Source organism: Streptomyces sp. NPDC054834 (assembly GCF_053611185.1).
In genome coordinates, this window is sequence record NZ_JBSGZV010000035.1 from 20,467 (window position 1) to 35,535 (window position 15,069).

Here is a 15,069-nt window from a genome sequence, read left to right on the forward strand (position 1 = left end):
TCGCGTCCGGACTTGTGCGCGGCGCACAACCCGGTGCGGCACGTCCGCACTGGTCCGCGCCGGCCCCGAGGCACGCTTCACTCGGGGCCGGCGCGGGGTCGTGGGGAGCCCGGGTCAGACGAAGGCGCTCTCGCCGGTGACCGCCTTGCCGACGATGAGAGTGTTCATCTCGCGGGTGCCTTCGAACGAGTAGATCGCCTCGGCGTCGGCGAAGAAGCGGGCGATGTCGTAGTCGAGCACGATGCCGTTGCCCCCGAAGATCTCCCGGCACCACGCCACCACCTCGCGCATCCGCGAGGTGACGTACGCCTTCGCCAGCGAGGAGTGCTCGTCGCGGAAGACGCCGGCGTCCTGCAACCGTGCGAGCCGGACCAGCATGCCCCAGCAGGCGGTGATGTTGCCGAGGCTCTTGACCAGCAGGTCCTGCACCATCTGGAACCGTGCGATCGGGCGGCCGAACTGCCTGCGTTCCTTGGCGTAGTCCAGCGCCAGCTCGTAGGCGCCGATCATCACGCCGAGGGCCTGCCAGGCGACCCCGCTGCGGGTGGCCCGGAGGATCTCCGCCACGTCACGGAAGGAGTTGATCCGCCGCAGCCGGTTGGCCTCGGGCACCTTGACGTCGGTCAGAGTGATCTCAGCGTTCTCCACGATCCTGAACGCGATCTTGTTCTCGATCTTCACCGGGGAGAAGCCCGGGGTGCCCTTCTCCACCACGAAGCCCTTGACCTTGTCGTCCGCCTCGTCGCGGGCCCAGACCACCACCAGGTCGGCGAAGGTGGCGTTGCCGATCCACCGCTTGGCGCCGTTGAGCACCCAGTTCTCGCCGTCCCAGCGGGCCGTGGTGCGCATGCCCCCGGCCACGTCGGAGCCGCCGAGCGGCTCGGTCATCGCGAAGGCGCCGATGGTGTCCAGTGCGGCCATCGAGGGCAGCCAGCGGTCGCGCTGTTCCTGGTCGCCGCCGCGGTAGATGCTGTACATCGCCAGGCCGCTGTGCACGCCGAAGAAGGTGGCGCTGGAGGCGTCGGTGCGGGTGTACTCCATCGAGAGCATGCCGACCAGCAGGTTGCTTCCGGCCGGCAGGGGGTCGCCGTACCCCTCGTAGGGGACGCCGGCGAGTCCCAGCTCGCGGAATTTGCCGATGAGCTCGCGGGGAAACTCCCCCTTCGCCCAGTACTCGTTGACCAGCGGCTTGACCTCGGTGCGCATGAACGACCGGGCGCGCAGCAGCAGTTCGCGCTCGTGCGGCGGGAGCAGCGACTCGAAGTCGTAGAAGTCCGCGGCCGGCCGCTCGTCGGCGGAAGCCTTCTCGGATGCCTTCTCGGATGCCTTCTCGGATGCCGTCTCGGGCAGCAGGGCGGTCATGACCGGGTCTCCTTCTCCAGGCTGGTGGCGCTGTCCCGGGCGGACAGCACGGCGATCTGCTTGGCGTCGCGTTCCTGGCTGAGGTCGGCGTAGGAACGGGAGCCGTAGGCGTCCTCGACGGCCGCGACGAGCCGTTCGGTCTGTTCGGCGCTCTGCTCCGGGCGGCCGAGCGAGTCCCACATCTTCTGCATCGACACGCCGATGTGCCGGGCCATGTGCCGGTATCCGCCGGGGCCGCCGCCGAGGTGAGCGCCGAGGAACGGTCCGACCGTCGCCCAGCGCAGGCCGAGCGAGTTCACCATCACGGTGTCCAGCTCCGCCGGGCTGACGACGCCCTGCTCGACGAGGTAGATGGCCTCCCGGCTGAGGGCGTTCTGCAGGCGGTTGCCGACGAAGCCGGGGATCTCCTTGCGTTCCACGACCGGGACCCGGCCGACGAAGCGGTAGAAGTCCACGGCCCGCGCCACGCTCTCCTCGGAGGTGCGCTCCCCCGGCACCACCTCCACCAGCGGCACCAGGTGCGGCGGGTTGAAGGGGTGGCCGATCAGGATCCGGTCGGCGTCCTCGATGGTGTCGGTGAACGCCGTGGCGGGGATCGCCGAGGAGGAGCTGAGCAGCAGCGCGTGTGCGGGGGCCGCGCCGACCAGGGTGGTGAACAACTCCCGCTTGAAATCGGCGTTCTCCGGCCCGTTCTCCTGGACGATGTCGGCTTCGCGCACCGCGTCGGCGAGGTCGTCGACGATGTGTACCCGTTCGGCGAGGCCGTGCGTGTCCAGGCCCTGCGCGGCCAGCTGCCCGGTCGCCTGGTCAAGCGCCTCGGCGACCGCCTCGGCCAGGTCCGGCCGCGGGTCGGTGACGCGTACCCGCATGCCGTGGCCCGCGAAGAGCGCGGCCCAGGACAGGCCGATCGTCCCGGCGCCGACCACCGCGGCGGTGGTGAATGGCTCGGTCATCACATGTCTTCCTTCTGCTCTTCCATCTGCTCTTCCTTTTGGCTGCGTGGCCGTGTTCACCGCACGAGGTGGGCGGGGTGGGCCAGGTAGTCGTGGACGGGCTTGACCGGCGCCAGGGTCAGGTCGGTCAGGATGTGACTGGCGGAGACGATCTCGCGCACCGGCAGATCGGCCAGGGGCGCCAGCACGTGCTCGAAGAGCTGTAGCCGGGCGGGGCCGGTCCAGGCGCCCTTCACCGTGATGTCGGTGATCTCGGTGCGCACCAACTGCGCCACCTGCGGCGCCCCGTCGAACCCGGGGACCAGCTTCAGCATGTAGGTCGGCACACCGACCTGGGCCACGGCCTCCTCGACCGACAGCTCGTAGTGCTTGTAGCCCATCGTGGCGGTCGCCACCCGCAGCGTGCCCACGTCGAGCACACCGACCAGCGCTCCGTGGTCGACGTAGAGGGCGGGCGATCCGGCGGTCTTGGGATAGGCACTGGCCTCGCGGCCGGACGTGATGGCCGGAAGGTTGTCCAGGTACATCGCGTGCAGGTACTCGCCCCGCTCGCCTTCGTAGCGGACCGGGATCGCCTGGCCGGACTCGGTGTACGGTCCGTATCCGCTGACGTCGCCCATCCGCATGACCTCGAAGCGCACCAGCGGCTCGTCGATCTCCAGCGGTTCGGGCACGACGGCGCGCAGTGCCTCGTGGTCGGTGCGGTAGACGATGTTGAGGTACTCGCGGTTGGTGAAGCGCGGCACGACCGGCGGATAGGCCGGGTTGGTGAGCGGCGTCGCGATGTGCCGGGGTACGTCGTGCTGATGCATCGTGTGTTCTCCCTCGGGGCCTACCGGCCCTGCCAGACCGGGGAGCGGCGTTCGGTGAAGGCGGTCATGCCCTCGCGTACGTCGGCGGAGGCGGCGAGCCGGGCCATCTGCCGCGCCTGCACGGCGAACGCCTCCTCCTCCGGCGCGCCGTCGGCGGCGCGGACGAGTTCCTTGACGGCGGCCAGTGCCAGCGGGGCGTTCTGCGCGATCCGCTCGGCCATCCGCAGGGCGGCGGCGACGGTCTCCCCGGCCCGCACGACACGATTGGCGATGCCCAGCCGCCCGGCCCGTTCGCCGGTGACCGGTTCACCGGTCAGCAGCAGTTCCATGGCCAGGTGGTACGGGATGCGCTTGGGCAGCCGGATCGCTCCGCCGCCCGCCGCGATCAGCCCGCGACTGACCTCGGGGAGGCCGAACCGGGCGTCGTCCGCGGCGACGATCAGATCGCAGGCCAGGGCAAGTTCGAAGCCGCCTCCCATGGCCCAGCCCTCGACGGCGGCGATCAGCGGCTTGGTCGTGCGGGCCTGGGTCAGGCCGCCGAAGCCGCGCCCCGGGATCTCGGGCGATTCACCGGCCAGCGCGGCCTTGAGGTCCATTCCGGCGCTGAACGTGCCGCCGGCGCCGGTGAGCACGCCGACCCGCAGGCCGGGGTCCGCCTCCAACTGATCGAGGGCCGCGGACAGTCCGGCGGCGACGGCCGCGTTGACGGCGTTGCGCGCCTTGGGCCGGTCGATGGTGATGAGCAGTGAGGAGCCGATGGTCTCGGTCCGCACCTCGGTGGTGCTGTGCATGGTGTGCGTCCTTGCTTGACGGCCGGTCAGCGGCCGGCTGCGAGTTCCTGGAAGACCTCTTCGGTGTGCTGGCCGGGCAGCGGGGCGAGCCGGCGGACCGAACCCGGAGTGGCGGAGAACCGCACCGGGATGCCGACCGAGCGGATCGCGCCCTCGCTGGGGTGGTCCACCACGTCGAGCAGCCGGCCGCCGCGCACGTACGGGTCCTCGGCGGCCCGGTCGAGTTCGAGCACGGGCGCCATCGGGATGCTGTGCTTGGCGCAGACCCGCTCCCACTCCTCGGTGGTCAGGCTCGGCGAGCACTCCCCCACCAGCTCCATCAGAGCATCGACGTCGTCATCGGCGATGGACTCGCCGTTGACCCGCGGGTCCGCGGCGAGATCGGCACGGTCTGCGGCGAGGAAGAAGTCCCGGAAGTTCTGCGGGTTGTACGGCATGACACAGGCGAGGCCGTCCTGGGTGGGCACGGCGCGGTGCCCCCTCTTCATCGACAGCGGGAACCCGGTCGGCCCTTCCGGCGGTTCGAAGACATGGCCCGCCAGATGCTCGACGAGGTTGAAGGCGATGAGCGTGTCGGTCATCGGGATCTCGACATACTGGCCGGCGCCGGTGCGGCCACGGTGGATCAGCGCGGCGAGCACCGAGTAGACGATGGTCAGCGCGCATACCTTGTCGCCGATGATCGTCGGCAGGTACGCCGGGGTGCCCAGCGCCCGGTTGGTCACGTCCACCAGTCCGGAGGCGGCCTGCACGGTCTCGTCGTAGGCCGCGTTGCCGGCCCGGTCGGAGTCGCTGCGGAACCCCTGGGCGTGGGCGTAGACCAGGCCCGGGTTGCGGGCGGCGACGTCGGCGTGGCCGAGGCCTAGGCGGGCGAGCGCGCCCGGGCGCATGTTGGTGACCAGCGCGTCGGCGCTGTCGATCAGTTCCAGGGCCCGTGCGCGGTCGGCGTCGTCCTTGAGGTTCAACGTCACGCTGCGCTTGTTGCGGTTGACGTTGAGGTTGAGCGGGGTCATGCCCGGCGTGGTGCGGTATGGGCCCACCCGAACCGTGTCGGACGGGGACTCGATCTTGATGACGTCGGCACCGAGGTCGCCCAGGATCTGCGCCGCGTAGGGCCCCATCACCACCGTTGACAGATCGATCACCCGCACACCGTCCAGCGGACCCGTGGTGCCGACGGCCGTGATGTCCATCATCACTCCTGTTCACGCAGTAATTTCATGGCGAATGTTTCCACCGACGACGTTATGCATGAACAGACCGGAAGGGAATGATCAACTGGCGAACAAGGGTATGACCACAGCGGTCACACCCATTCCGCATTCCACACAAAAGGGCGTACGGAAACCGGTCAGACGGTGATGACCTCATCGAAGATCCGGCGGGCCAGGGCAGCGACCTCGCTCAGGTCCCCGCCGGTTTTCGCCCGATCGGCGCGGAACAACAGGCCGGTGATCAGGGTGGGTTGGAAGTCTTCGACGGGCAGCACGGCCACATTGTCCAACCGGTACAGGTGCATGGGGCTCTCCGGCGAGAGCATGGTCATCGAAAACGCGATACCGGAGGAGATCAGTTCCGAGCTTCCGGAATAGTCGGCCATTTTTATGCGGATTCTTTTCTTCACGCCGACCGAATTAAGACGGGCGTCGATTTCCTCGAAATAGGCCGGGGTGGCGTCGTTCGGCGTGGCCACATACGACAGGTCGGCCAGCTCCTCCAGGGTGACGGACGCCCGCCCCGCGAACCGGTCGGCCGGCACCGCGGCACCCAGCACCTCGCGCATCACCTCGATGATCTCCAACGCCGGGTCGGAGACCGGCAGCCGGGCCAGCGCCATGGCCAGCCTGCCGTCGCGCACCGCGTCCGCCAGGTCCGCCGACGTGCCGGGCCAGCGCTTGAGTTCGCACACCTCACGGCACGCGCCCTCGAGCAGCCGGACCCGCTCCCGCAGCAGCGGGTGCACCCCGGCGGGCATCCCTATGAACAGCCTGTCGAGCCGCGGACGCACCGCCTCACTGAGCCGCCACGGGATCGAATTGACGCGCTCCAGGACATCCCGCGCCATCGGCAGCAGCGCGGCACCCGCCGAGGTCAGATCGACGCGGTGGGTGGTGCGCTCGAAGAGTTCATGGCCGAGTTCGCGTTCGAGGTCCTTGATCCGCTGGCTGAGCGGAGAAGCCGCCATGTGCAGTCTGCGCGCCGCCTGCGAGAAGTTGAGTTCCTCGGCCACGGCGACGAAGTAGCGCAGGTGCAGCATGTCCACGCCGGTCACCCTACCCACGGCAGGAATCCCCGGCCGCAGGACGCCCGAAGACGGCGGTCCCTGCCACTCAAGTACCGTCAGCCGAGATCCCAGCCATCCACGGGCCGCAATGCCGTCGGCTGCTTCCCCGCCTCATCCGTGCAGCTCAGATGCCGTGGTGCGCGTGTACCACCAGCAGACGAAGAACCTGCTGGTGTCGTACTCGCCGAAGAAGCTGGGCTTCTTCTAGACGCATGCGAAAAGGCGCCTGACCTGGGTTTTCACCCGTCAGGCGCCTTTCGCTCAGCTCGCTCTCGACCGAGCCCGGCTTGCACGCTAACTCCCATTTCCTCTCACGGTTGTACCCCTCCTGGCCAGTGCTTCCGGACCAGTCACGGACCAAACCCCCGGTTCAGCCCTCGGGTAAGCCGCGAAGTACATGCAACCGAAGAACGCTTCAAGATGAGGACCCCGCCCCCGCTGGCGAGCAACGGCAGCAATGGACACACCTCCGTCCCCGTGCGCCTGCGCCCGATGTCGAGCCACTGACCGATACCGACGAGGAAGACCGGAAAGGGTGTACTCGACGCCGAACCTGTGACGTACGACCTCGGTGGTCCTGGCCGAGCTCCGGCACTGGTCGCTCCAAGCGACGGCGGGCCGGCCTCTGACACCGCCTGCGGAAAGCGCGGTCGAGCGGGCAACGCCGGGGCCCTTGGAGACCAGGGCCTGCCGACCGCCCGAAGCCGATGCCCGACGCCGGCGGTTCGCCGACCTACGCGTCACCCTGAACCGCCGGGCCGCACAGCGCGGCCCACGACAGCCGGCACGCCCCCACGTAACCCGCCCCCTCAAAGATCTCCAGAGGTGCGGGAACGCGGTGTGGCTTGGTGGCCAAGACGTCACGACCGACCCCGTCCGTTCATGTCCGGCGGGGCCGTGCGTCCGTTCCGGCACGGCCCGGCGGTTTCGCCTGCACTCGGCCGTCGGTGAGACATCTGGTGAACGCTTGGAGTGGAGCGCCAGGAAGCGGCGCGTGTCCACGGGCGCGGAGTGCGCCCGGCGGCGCCCGCCCATGGCCGTCGTCAGGCGCGTCCGGGAGGAGCGGCAGCTAGCTGCAAGGACACAGCCCATATCGTTTCTTCCACCAAGCACACCACGAGCCGCACGACAATGCAGTGCCAACGACAACCACCAGGCGAGGTGCACGCATTCCGGGGGTTTCGAATTTCGCATATTATGCGACTTTTATGAACGTCCTTGCCACCGGCTCACGTTCTGCAGCTAGCTGGGTGATGCGCCCACTTCCGGCCCAGGTTCCCGATGAACCCTGGGCAGACCGACGGCACACCGGTCAGTGCCGGGTCGTCGGTCAGGGAAGCGGTCGGGAAACCGCACGTGAGGAGTAGTCATGAAGAAGGCATACGAGGCACCGACGCTCGTCCGGCTCGGCACCTTCCGGAAGGAAACGGGGCTCCTCCAGCGCTCCGGCAACGACCGGCTGATCCTGAGCAAGAACTGACGACCGACGGTCCTTGACCCGACGTCATGACTGAACTGCACGAAAGTGCGGGGACGGGCCCCGGCGACGCGCACTTCGCGGTCTTCACCGACCGTGCGGACGCGGCCGCCGTGGCCCGCTCCTTCGCCCGCCCCGAAAGCCGGATCCTCGCGCATGCGTCGGGCCGGCCCTGGCTGGTCGGCCGCTGGCACGACGACGAAATGGTCACGGCGACCGCCGGCGGTGCCGCCGTCGCCGTCGTCGGCTGCTGCCCCATCGACGCCGGTGAACTGCGGCGGCGGGCCGCACGGTTGCGCGATCTCGCGGGGCTCGACGCCCTGGCCCGTTCCCTCCCCGGCAGTTTCCACCTCGTCGGCTCCCTCGACGGACAGATCAGGGTTCAGGGCACCGCCTCCGGCCTGCGACTGGTCTTCCACGCGGAGACGGACGGCGTACGGGTGGCCGCCACCCGTGCCGACACGCTCGCCGCCGTCCTGGGCCTCGACCCCGACGTGGAAGAGTTGGCCGTAAGGCTGCTGTGGCCCGCCCCGTATCCGCTGTTCGAGACGTCTCTGTGGCGCGCGGTCACCGCCGTTCCTCCACAGGACGCCGTGATTGTCGCCGCGGACGGGCGCACCGTACGGCATACCCGGTGGTGGACACCGCCGGAGCCGGTCCGGCCGCTCGCTGAAGCGGCGCCGCTGATCCGGACCGCGCTGGAGGAGGCCGTCGGCGCGCGTACCCGGCAGGGCGGCGTCGTGAGCTGCGACCTGTCCGGCGGCCTGGACTCCACCTCCGTCTGCTTCCTGGCCGACCGCTCCCCCGCCCGCGTGGTGGCCAGTACATGGCCGGGACGCGATCCGGCGGACACCGACCTGTACTGGGCGGAGCGGGCGATGGGCCACCTCCCGGACGTCGAGCACGTGGTCTGGGACGCCGACGCGTCGCCGCTGGTCTACGAGGACCTGCTCGCCATCGACGACCTCCTCGACGAGCCCACCATCGGCGTCATGGACCGCTCCCGGGTCCTGCATCATCTGCCCGGCCTCGCCTCACGCGGCAGCCGGTTGCACCTGACCGGCATCGGCGGCGACCACGTGGCATGGTGCTCAGAGGCGTACTACCACCGGCTGCTGCGCGGCCGTCCGCTCTTCGCCCTGCGCCAGTTGCGCGGATTCCGGGCACTGTGGCAGTGGCCGCTCGCCGGCACGGTCCGCGCTCTCGCCGACTCCCGGCCGTACGGGCAATGGCTCGCCGACGCCGCCGGCCGACTGCGTGGCCCGTTGGCCCCGTCGGTCGCGACGGGTCTCGGCTGGGGCATGGCCCCGCGCCTGTTCGACTGGGTGACTCCCGACGCCGAACGGATGGCCCGTGAGGCACTGCTTACGGCCTCGGAGACCATCTCGCCACTGCATCCGGACCGTGGCCTGCACACCGACCTGGAACAGATCCGCTCGTGCACCCGCGTCATCCGGCAGTGGGACCGGATGGCAGCCCGCGCCGGCCTGCCGATGGCTTCTCCCTTCCTCGACGACCGCGTCATCGAGGCCTGTCTCGCCGTACGCCCGAGCGAGCGCGTCACGCCCTGGGCGTACAAGCCCGTCCTGAGCGCCGCGATGCGCGGGATCGTGCCCGAGGCCTGCCTGCGGCGGGCCAACAAGGCCACGGCCTCCATGGACGCCTCCAACGGACTGCGGGAACACCGCGCCGACCTGCTGGCCCTGTGGAAGGACTCGCGGCTGGAGGCGCTGGGCCTGGTGGACGGCGCCGAACTCCGCCGCCTCGCCCGGAGGCCCGCCTCTCCGGGGCTGTCCGACGCCATCCTCTACTCCACGATCGCCGCGGAGGTGTGGCTGCGGGGACTCGCCCGCACCCGCACCCATGTCCCGCACCCCTGACCACGTCCCCACGTCAGAAAGGCCCCCACATGCCCCTGCGGTTCGGTGACAACGTCTCCACGGCCGAGACCGACTACGGCACGGTACTGCTGGACGAACGGGCCGGTGCCTATTGGGAGTTGAATCCGACCGCCACTCTGGTCGTGCGGACGCTGCTCGACGGCGGCGAGGAGGCGGACGCGGCCGCCGCCCTGGTCCGGGAGTTCGACATCGACCAGGCGCAGGCCGTGCGGGACGTCGGGACGCTCGTACGGGAGTTGCGGAGCTCGGGGCTCGCCTCATGACGACGCCCAGCGCGCTGGAACGACCCGCCGGTGTTCCTGTGGCCCGGCGCCTGGCCGCCCGCCTCGTCCTGCTCCCCGCCGTCGTCCTCGCTCTTCTGCCGCCCCGCCGCATCCGCACCGTACTCGGCATCCTGCGGCGCGGTGCCGCGCCCGCCACCGCCGCGCAGGCCCAGAACGCGCGCGACGCCATGTGCGCCGCCAGCCTGCGCTGCGCCGGACCGAAGGGGTGCCTGCCACGCTCTCTGGGGGCGGCACTGGTGTGCCGGCTCGGCGGAACATGGCCGACCTGGTGCACCGGCGTACGCGTCGTCCCGCCCTTCACCGCGCACGCCTGGATCGAGGCGGAGGGCCGTCCCGTCGGCGAGGGTGTGCCGGACGGCTACTTCGCCCGGCTCGTGGCCGTCGACCCGCTGCCACGGCCGACCGCCCGATGACCGGCACGAGGGTTCTGAACGGCGGCCGGGGCGCGGTCGCCGAGGGTGACAAGTCCACCCGGGCGGCGGTGGCCACGATGTATCGGCTCACCGCCGGGCACCGGAGCGCCGTCGCGGTCGCCACGGTACTGACCCTCGTGGGCTCCGCCCTGGGACTGGCCCAGCCGCTCGTCGCCAAGCACGTCGTGGACGCGAGCGGCCGCGGGCAGGTCATCTGGCCGCTGCTGGCACTCCTCTGCGCACTGTTCCTCACCGAAGCGGTGACGGGAGCCGCGGGACGCTTCCTTCTGGAACGGATGGGAGAAGGTGTCGTACGGCAGCTCAGACACGGGCTGGTGGGGCGGCTGCTCCGGCTGGAGATGAGGGAGTACGAACGCCACCGGGGCGGCGACCTCATCTCCCGGGTGACGGCCGACACCACCCTGCTCCGGGAGGTCGTGTCGCAGGCCCTCGTCGATCTGGTGACGGGAAGCCTTGTCGCCGTCGGGGCGATCGTCCTCATGGCGTGGCTCGACCCTCTGCTGCTGCTCCTGGTCGCCGTCACTGTGGCCGCGGCGGCACTGGTCGTGGCCTCGCTACTCACCGGCATCAGAGGCGCGTCCGAACAGATGCAGGACTCGGTTGGTGCCATCGCCGCCGACCTGGAACGCGCCCTCGGTGCCCTGCCGATGGTCCGGGTGCACCGCGCCGAGGAGCGCGAGGCGGCTTGTATCGGCGCACGCGTCGAAGCGGCCTACGGCGCGGGGGTGCGCACCGCGAAGCTCGCTTCTGTCATGAGCCCCGCTGTCGAACTCGCCGTTCAGGGCTCCTTCCTCATCGTCCTGGTCGTCGGCGGCCTGCGCGTCAACGGCCGGGCCGGCTCCCTCGGCGACCTCGTCGCCTTCCTGCTGTACGCCTCGTACCTCGTCCTGCCGCTGTCCTCCGTCTTCCGTGCCGTGGGCCTCATCCAACGCGGGATGGGCGCCTACCAGCGCATCGACGAGGCGCTCCGTCTGCCTGTCGAGCCCACCGCACCGCGGATCACGGGAGTCCGCACGCACACCCCCCGGCCGGCCGTGCCGTCCGCAACCCCCGCGCAGCCCGCCCTCGCCCTGCGCGACGTCCGCTTCGGCTACGCCCCGGGCAGGCCGGTCCTCCGCGACGTCTCGTTCGCCGTCGAGCACCGGCAGCACGTCGCCCTGGTGGGGCGGTCCGGAGCCGGCAAGAGCACGGTGTTCGCGCTGGTGGCGAGGTTCTACGAGCCGGACGCGGGCCACGTGCTCTTCGACGGACGGCCTGCGACCGAACTCACCGTCGACGCATGCCGCCGGCGCATCGCCGTCGTCGACCAGAACACTCACGTCGTCCACGGCACCCTGCGCGACAACATCGCCTACGCCGTGCCCGACGCCACGGAAGCGGAGATTCGGCGCGTCACGGAACTTGCCCGACTCGAAGAAGTCGTCGACCGGCTGCCCGGCGGCCTGAACGCCGTCATCGGTGAACGCGGCAGCACCCTCTCCGGCGGCGAACGCCAACGCATCGCCCTCGCCCGCGCGTTGCTGGCCCGCCCCGCGTTGCTCCTGCTGGACGAGCCCACCTCCCACCTCGACGCGATCAATGAATCGGCGCTCACCACCGTCATGAAAGACGTCGCCCAGGAGTGCGCCCTCCTGGTTGTCGCCCACCGCCTGTCCACCGTGCAGCACGCGGACCACATCATCGTCCTGCACGACGGCCACACCGCCGCCGGCGGACGCCACGAGGAGTTGCTGGCCGACAACGCCCTCTACCGTGAACTGGCCGCCAGCCAGATGCTCCGGCCGGGCGGGGAGCCCGGCGGCGCCGGAGCGGGGACGGCCGGTTGACACCGTGCCGTTCCCGGATCTCAGCCGACCAGGATCAGGGCCATGCACGGGCCGACGGCCCAACGGTCGCCGCCATGAGTTGCGTTCCTGCCGGTCAACACTGGTGCGGTAGCCGTACCGCCATGAAACGAAGAACCTGCTGAGGTCGTATGCGCCTAGGAAGCCGGGCTTCTTCCAGACAGCGTAAAGGGCGCCTCACCGGGCCGATACCCGGCAGGCGCCCCTATCAGGCTCACCCGGGACCAGGAAAGGAACATGTGGGGTCATCTGGTCAAGACCACATACTGCGGCTGACACCAACAGGCGCGACATTGAGACTCCGCGGACCTCGGTTACTGTCTGGGGGCCCGAGAGCCGGGCGCAGTGAAGGGGGCCGCCGCCATGTCGATACGAGAGAACTTCGCCAAGCTCTTCAAGAGCACGGCCAAGACTCCTGAAGGCGACCCGTTCGCAGTGGAGCCGCCGTGCCAATGCTCGCCCGAGTGGCCCGGCTTGGAGACGACCGCGAACGGGCACATGCTCCCGGCTCAGCCCTCCAGCCACTACAGCGTTCTCACGAACCCCGAGGTCGGTCCGTTCGTCGCCCGCTGCACCGGTTGCCACGCTCGCTATCCCGACCCTTGGGTAATCCCGCAGACCGCGCCGATGCCTTTCGACTGGGCTCGTGAGGCTCCGCCGACCGCGTGAGCACCGAGCAAACCCAGTATGGGAAGACCCGCAGCCGCAGCCGGGGAGGCCGGGAGCCAGCCCGATTCGCGGCAAGCGTACGGGCCCCGATCGCTCGCCCCACGGCAGCTCCAGCCCAAAGCCTCAGCCCACCGCCCGCGTCGTCTCGCGAAGACCGCATGCTGCCCGGGTTCGCCAGAGGCCTCCGATCAGGCCACCAGTACGAAGGGGACGGGCGATGAACAGCCGAGCATGGAAGTGGGCGCTGATGTCAGCCCCGATGGCCCTGTCGGTCTCCGCGTGCATGGGGTGGGGCGGCTATCCGCCTGCGAAGAACGTCCACGCCTCTCAGCTCATAGGCATCTGGCGTGCCCGGGGGTGCGACACCACGTTGGCCTTGAATCCGGACGGATCGGCGTCCGCCACCGGCATCCCTACCGAGATGGATCTCGACGGCAAGGTCGCGCAGAGGGTCAGCGGGGATGGCACCTGGGAGATCGACGAGTCCGGCGTCGAGCGGCAACTCGAATTGGTCATGGAAGACCAACGTACCCCGTTCGACCTTTACCGGGACAAGGGGCGCTTGCTGGTGGCTCTGACCGTAGGGGACCCCGACGATATGAACTCGTGCCTCCTTACCAGACACTCGAATACGGCAGTCAATGCCCCAACCGCTGTACAGCAATGAAGTACAGCAACCAGCGCAACCGTGGCTGACCGTCATCGGCCCCAGCCCCCGACCGGCGATGCTGCCATTGATCAGGGTGGCAGAACCGACTGCCCATTCAATTCCCCTGCGGAAAGAGTCGAGGTGACAGGGCACGGACCGCCGCCCCAGGCAGGCCCGGCTCGTCCAGCACGGAGGGAATCGGAAGATGAATGTCCACAAGCGGCTCACGCTCGCGGCAGCGGGCATGGCATTGGGAGTTGGGCTCCTCAGCATCGCACCGGCGCAACCGCAGCAACGGTCCGTCGCCGCTCAGGTCACCACACACCGCCAGGGTCTCGGCACGGTCCAGAGCCACGAAGGCGACAAGGTCAGCATGCCGGCCCCGGGCATCCGATGCTGCTGAAGCTCGGCGCCATGCGCCTGTAGGCCGACCACCAACCCACCAACGGCTCGTCCCACTAGCCGACCGTAAGCGGCACTCACGGAAGGACGGAGAATTCCATGCGTACCGGACGTCTTACAACAGCGATGGCGGCGGTCTCGATCGCAGCCGGAAGCTTGATCGCCGGAGCGGGCGAGGCCCAAGCCGCCCGGGTGAAGATCCACAGCTCCGATACCTCGACGGATTCGACCCGCACACCTGGACCGGGATGATCAACGACGCCGGGCACACCTCCCACGCCTACATCTGCAGCGCCTCCGGCAACGACTGTGCGCTTACCTCCTCGTACTGATTCACCAGCGTGGTCCGCAGCCGCTGGATGAAGTGCTGGTGGCGTACGGATCGCAGCAGGGGGACGTCTGGTTGAGACCAGGGCCCGTCGCCAGGGGGGAAGGCGACGGGTCCGGCACCGTCTCGACAGTGCCATACGCGTCGAAATCGCGCAGTGTCTTCGGGAATCCGTCCCAAAGCGCGGCGAGTGCGCTGCTCGCAGGCTCGGGTGCCGGGGTCAGCTGAGGTGGAGGCTACGGCGGGCGGTGGTCCAGTCGTTGACGATGGCGTGCTGCGCGCCTGGGTGAGGGTGACCTGGCCGGCGCACACCGCGATGTGCAGCTTGCTCTCCACCGGGTCCTTCCTGTTGTGCGACTTCGCAGCCAGTGAAGCTGGCACCGATCACCAGCACTCGAGACGGGCCGCGGGCCAGCTTTCGGTTCAGGCGTGCGGAGTCGTCACGGGACCGCAGCAGGAACACCCCGTCCAGCGCCGCCTGTCGCCGCTCATGGTCAGCAATCCGGTGAAACCCTCGCGCAGAGTTTCCGCCGCGCGTAGGCCGGCCAGCGAGGCACCCACGACGACGATCCGGCCCTCCTTGCGCAGGACCTCGACGTCGCTGTCAGCCGACATGGGCCTCCACCCCCTTCGTCGGCTCGTCTGAGTAGTCGACGAGGATGGCCCGGACCGGGCAGGCGGCCGCGGCCTGTTCCACCTGGTCACGCAGCCCCTCGTCGAAACGAGGGCAGAACAGCAGCGCCTCATCGCCGTGCTGGGCGAAGACGTCCGGGGCGAGAAAGACGCACTGCGCGTATCCCTGACACCGGTTGAGATCGACGACAAGCCTCATCTAACCGAATCATCGCCGAGGAGTTCCTCCACACCCGTAGCTGGCTA

The 15,069-nt window shown here is 69.6% G+C and carries 13 protein-coding genes and 2 pseudogenes; 6 read left to right on the forward strand and 9 right to left on the reverse strand.

All coding sequences use genetic code 11. From position 1 onward, the window contains the following. Positions 1-114: 114 nt before the first annotated feature. The 7 genes and pseudogenes from ACWGJM_RS34460 to ACWGJM_RS34490 form a co-directional block, all read right to left on the reverse strand. On the reverse strand, positions 115-1,362 hold the full coding sequence (locus tag ACWGJM_RS34460) for an acyl-CoA dehydrogenase family protein (RefSeq protein ID WP_453415694.1): 1,248 nt from the start codon (positions 1,360-1,362) through the stop codon (positions 115-117). Then, positions 1,359-2,315 carry a 3-hydroxyacyl-CoA dehydrogenase NAD-binding domain-containing protein gene (locus ACWGJM_RS34465; protein WP_453415695.1) on the reverse strand — a complete coding sequence of 319 codons (957 nt, stop codon included), beginning with the start codon at positions 2,313-2,315 and terminating at the stop codon, positions 1,359-1,361. Before ACWGJM_RS34465 ends, ACWGJM_RS34460 begins: the two co-directional genes overlap by 4 nt. A 56-nt stretch (positions 2,316-2,371) precedes the next feature. Then, a complete protein-coding gene (locus ACWGJM_RS34470) occupies positions 2,372-3,127 on the reverse strand; it encodes an acetoacetate decarboxylase (RefSeq protein ID WP_453415696.1) in 756 nt (251 codons plus the stop codon). A 20-nt stretch (positions 3,128-3,147) separates the two neighbouring features. Beyond that, positions 3,148-3,918 (reverse strand): crotonase/enoyl-CoA hydratase family protein, encoded by a 771-nt coding sequence (locus tag ACWGJM_RS34475; RefSeq protein WP_453415697.1) that lies wholly within the window; start codon positions 3,916-3,918, stop codon positions 3,148-3,150. Positions 3,919-3,944: 26 nt separating this feature from the next. Continuing rightward, complete coding sequence (locus tag ACWGJM_RS34480) at positions 3,945-5,114, reverse strand: CaiB/BaiF CoA transferase family protein (protein WP_453415698.1); 1,170 nt, start codon at positions 5,112-5,114, stop codon at positions 3,945-3,947. A gap of 155 nt (positions 5,115-5,269) precedes the next feature. Next, positions 5,270-6,175, reverse strand: coding sequence for a LysR family transcriptional regulator (locus ACWGJM_RS34485; RefSeq protein WP_453415753.1), 906 nt, complete (start codon positions 6,173-6,175; stop codon positions 5,270-5,272). A gap of 549 nt (positions 6,176-6,724) precedes the next feature. Continuing rightward, a pseudogene (locus tag ACWGJM_RS34490) lies at positions 6,725-6,970 on the reverse strand (IS630 family transposase); the annotation flags it as partial. Positions 6,971-7,571: 601 nt separating this feature from the next. Between ACWGJM_RS34490 and ACWGJM_RS34495 the strand changes: the two are divergent. The 6 genes from ACWGJM_RS34495 to ACWGJM_RS34520 all read left to right on the forward strand — a co-directional run bounded on the left by ACWGJM_RS34495 (position 7,572) and on the right by ACWGJM_RS34520 (position 13,478). Next, entirely contained in the window at positions 7,572-7,682 is a 111-nt protein-coding gene (locus ACWGJM_RS34495) for a keywimysin-related RiPP (protein WP_107047813.1), read from the forward strand. A 26-nt stretch (positions 7,683-7,708) separates the two neighbouring features. Continuing rightward, a complete protein-coding gene (locus tag ACWGJM_RS34500; protein WP_453415699.1) occupies positions 7,709-9,559 on the forward strand; it encodes a lasso peptide isopeptide bond-forming cyclase in 1,851 nt (616 codons plus the stop codon). Positions 9,560-9,588: 29 nt separating this feature from the next. Beyond that, positions 9,589-9,843, forward strand: a complete 255-nt coding sequence (locus tag ACWGJM_RS34505; protein ID WP_453415700.1) for a lasso peptide biosynthesis PqqD family chaperone — start codon at positions 9,589-9,591, stop codon at positions 9,841-9,843. Continuing rightward, entirely contained in the window at positions 9,840-10,277 is a 438-nt protein-coding gene (locus ACWGJM_RS34510) for a lasso peptide biosynthesis B2 protein (RefSeq protein ID WP_362686284.1), read from the forward strand. Before ACWGJM_RS34505 ends, ACWGJM_RS34510 begins: the two co-directional genes overlap by 4 nt. Beyond that, positions 10,274-12,124, forward strand: coding sequence for an ABC transporter ATP-binding protein (locus tag ACWGJM_RS34515; protein WP_453415701.1), 1,851 nt, complete (start codon positions 10,274-10,276; stop codon positions 12,122-12,124). The genes ACWGJM_RS34510 and ACWGJM_RS34515 overlap by 4 nt, the downstream gene beginning before the upstream one ends. A gap of 904 nt (positions 12,125-13,028) precedes the next feature. Then, positions 13,029-13,478 (forward strand): hypothetical protein, encoded by a 450-nt coding sequence (locus tag ACWGJM_RS34520; RefSeq protein ID WP_453415702.1) that lies wholly within the window; start codon positions 13,029-13,031, stop codon positions 13,476-13,478. A gap of 1,064 nt (positions 13,479-14,542) precedes the next feature. On the opposite strand, the pseudogene ACWGJM_RS34525 reads toward ACWGJM_RS34520, so the two are convergent. Together ACWGJM_RS34525 and ACWGJM_RS34530 are read right to left on the reverse strand one after the other, a co-directional pair. Continuing rightward, a pseudogene (locus ACWGJM_RS34525) lies at positions 14,543-14,805 on the reverse strand (FAD-dependent oxidoreductase); the annotation flags it as partial. Then, the gene (locus ACWGJM_RS34530) at positions 14,795-15,022 is read right to left on the reverse strand and encodes a ferredoxin (protein ID WP_453415703.1); all 228 of its coding nucleotides are present in this window, start codon (positions 15,020-15,022) and stop codon (positions 14,795-14,797) included. The gene ACWGJM_RS34530 and the pseudogene ACWGJM_RS34525, both read right to left, overlap by 11 nt. Positions 15,023-15,069: the final 47 nt, after the last annotated feature.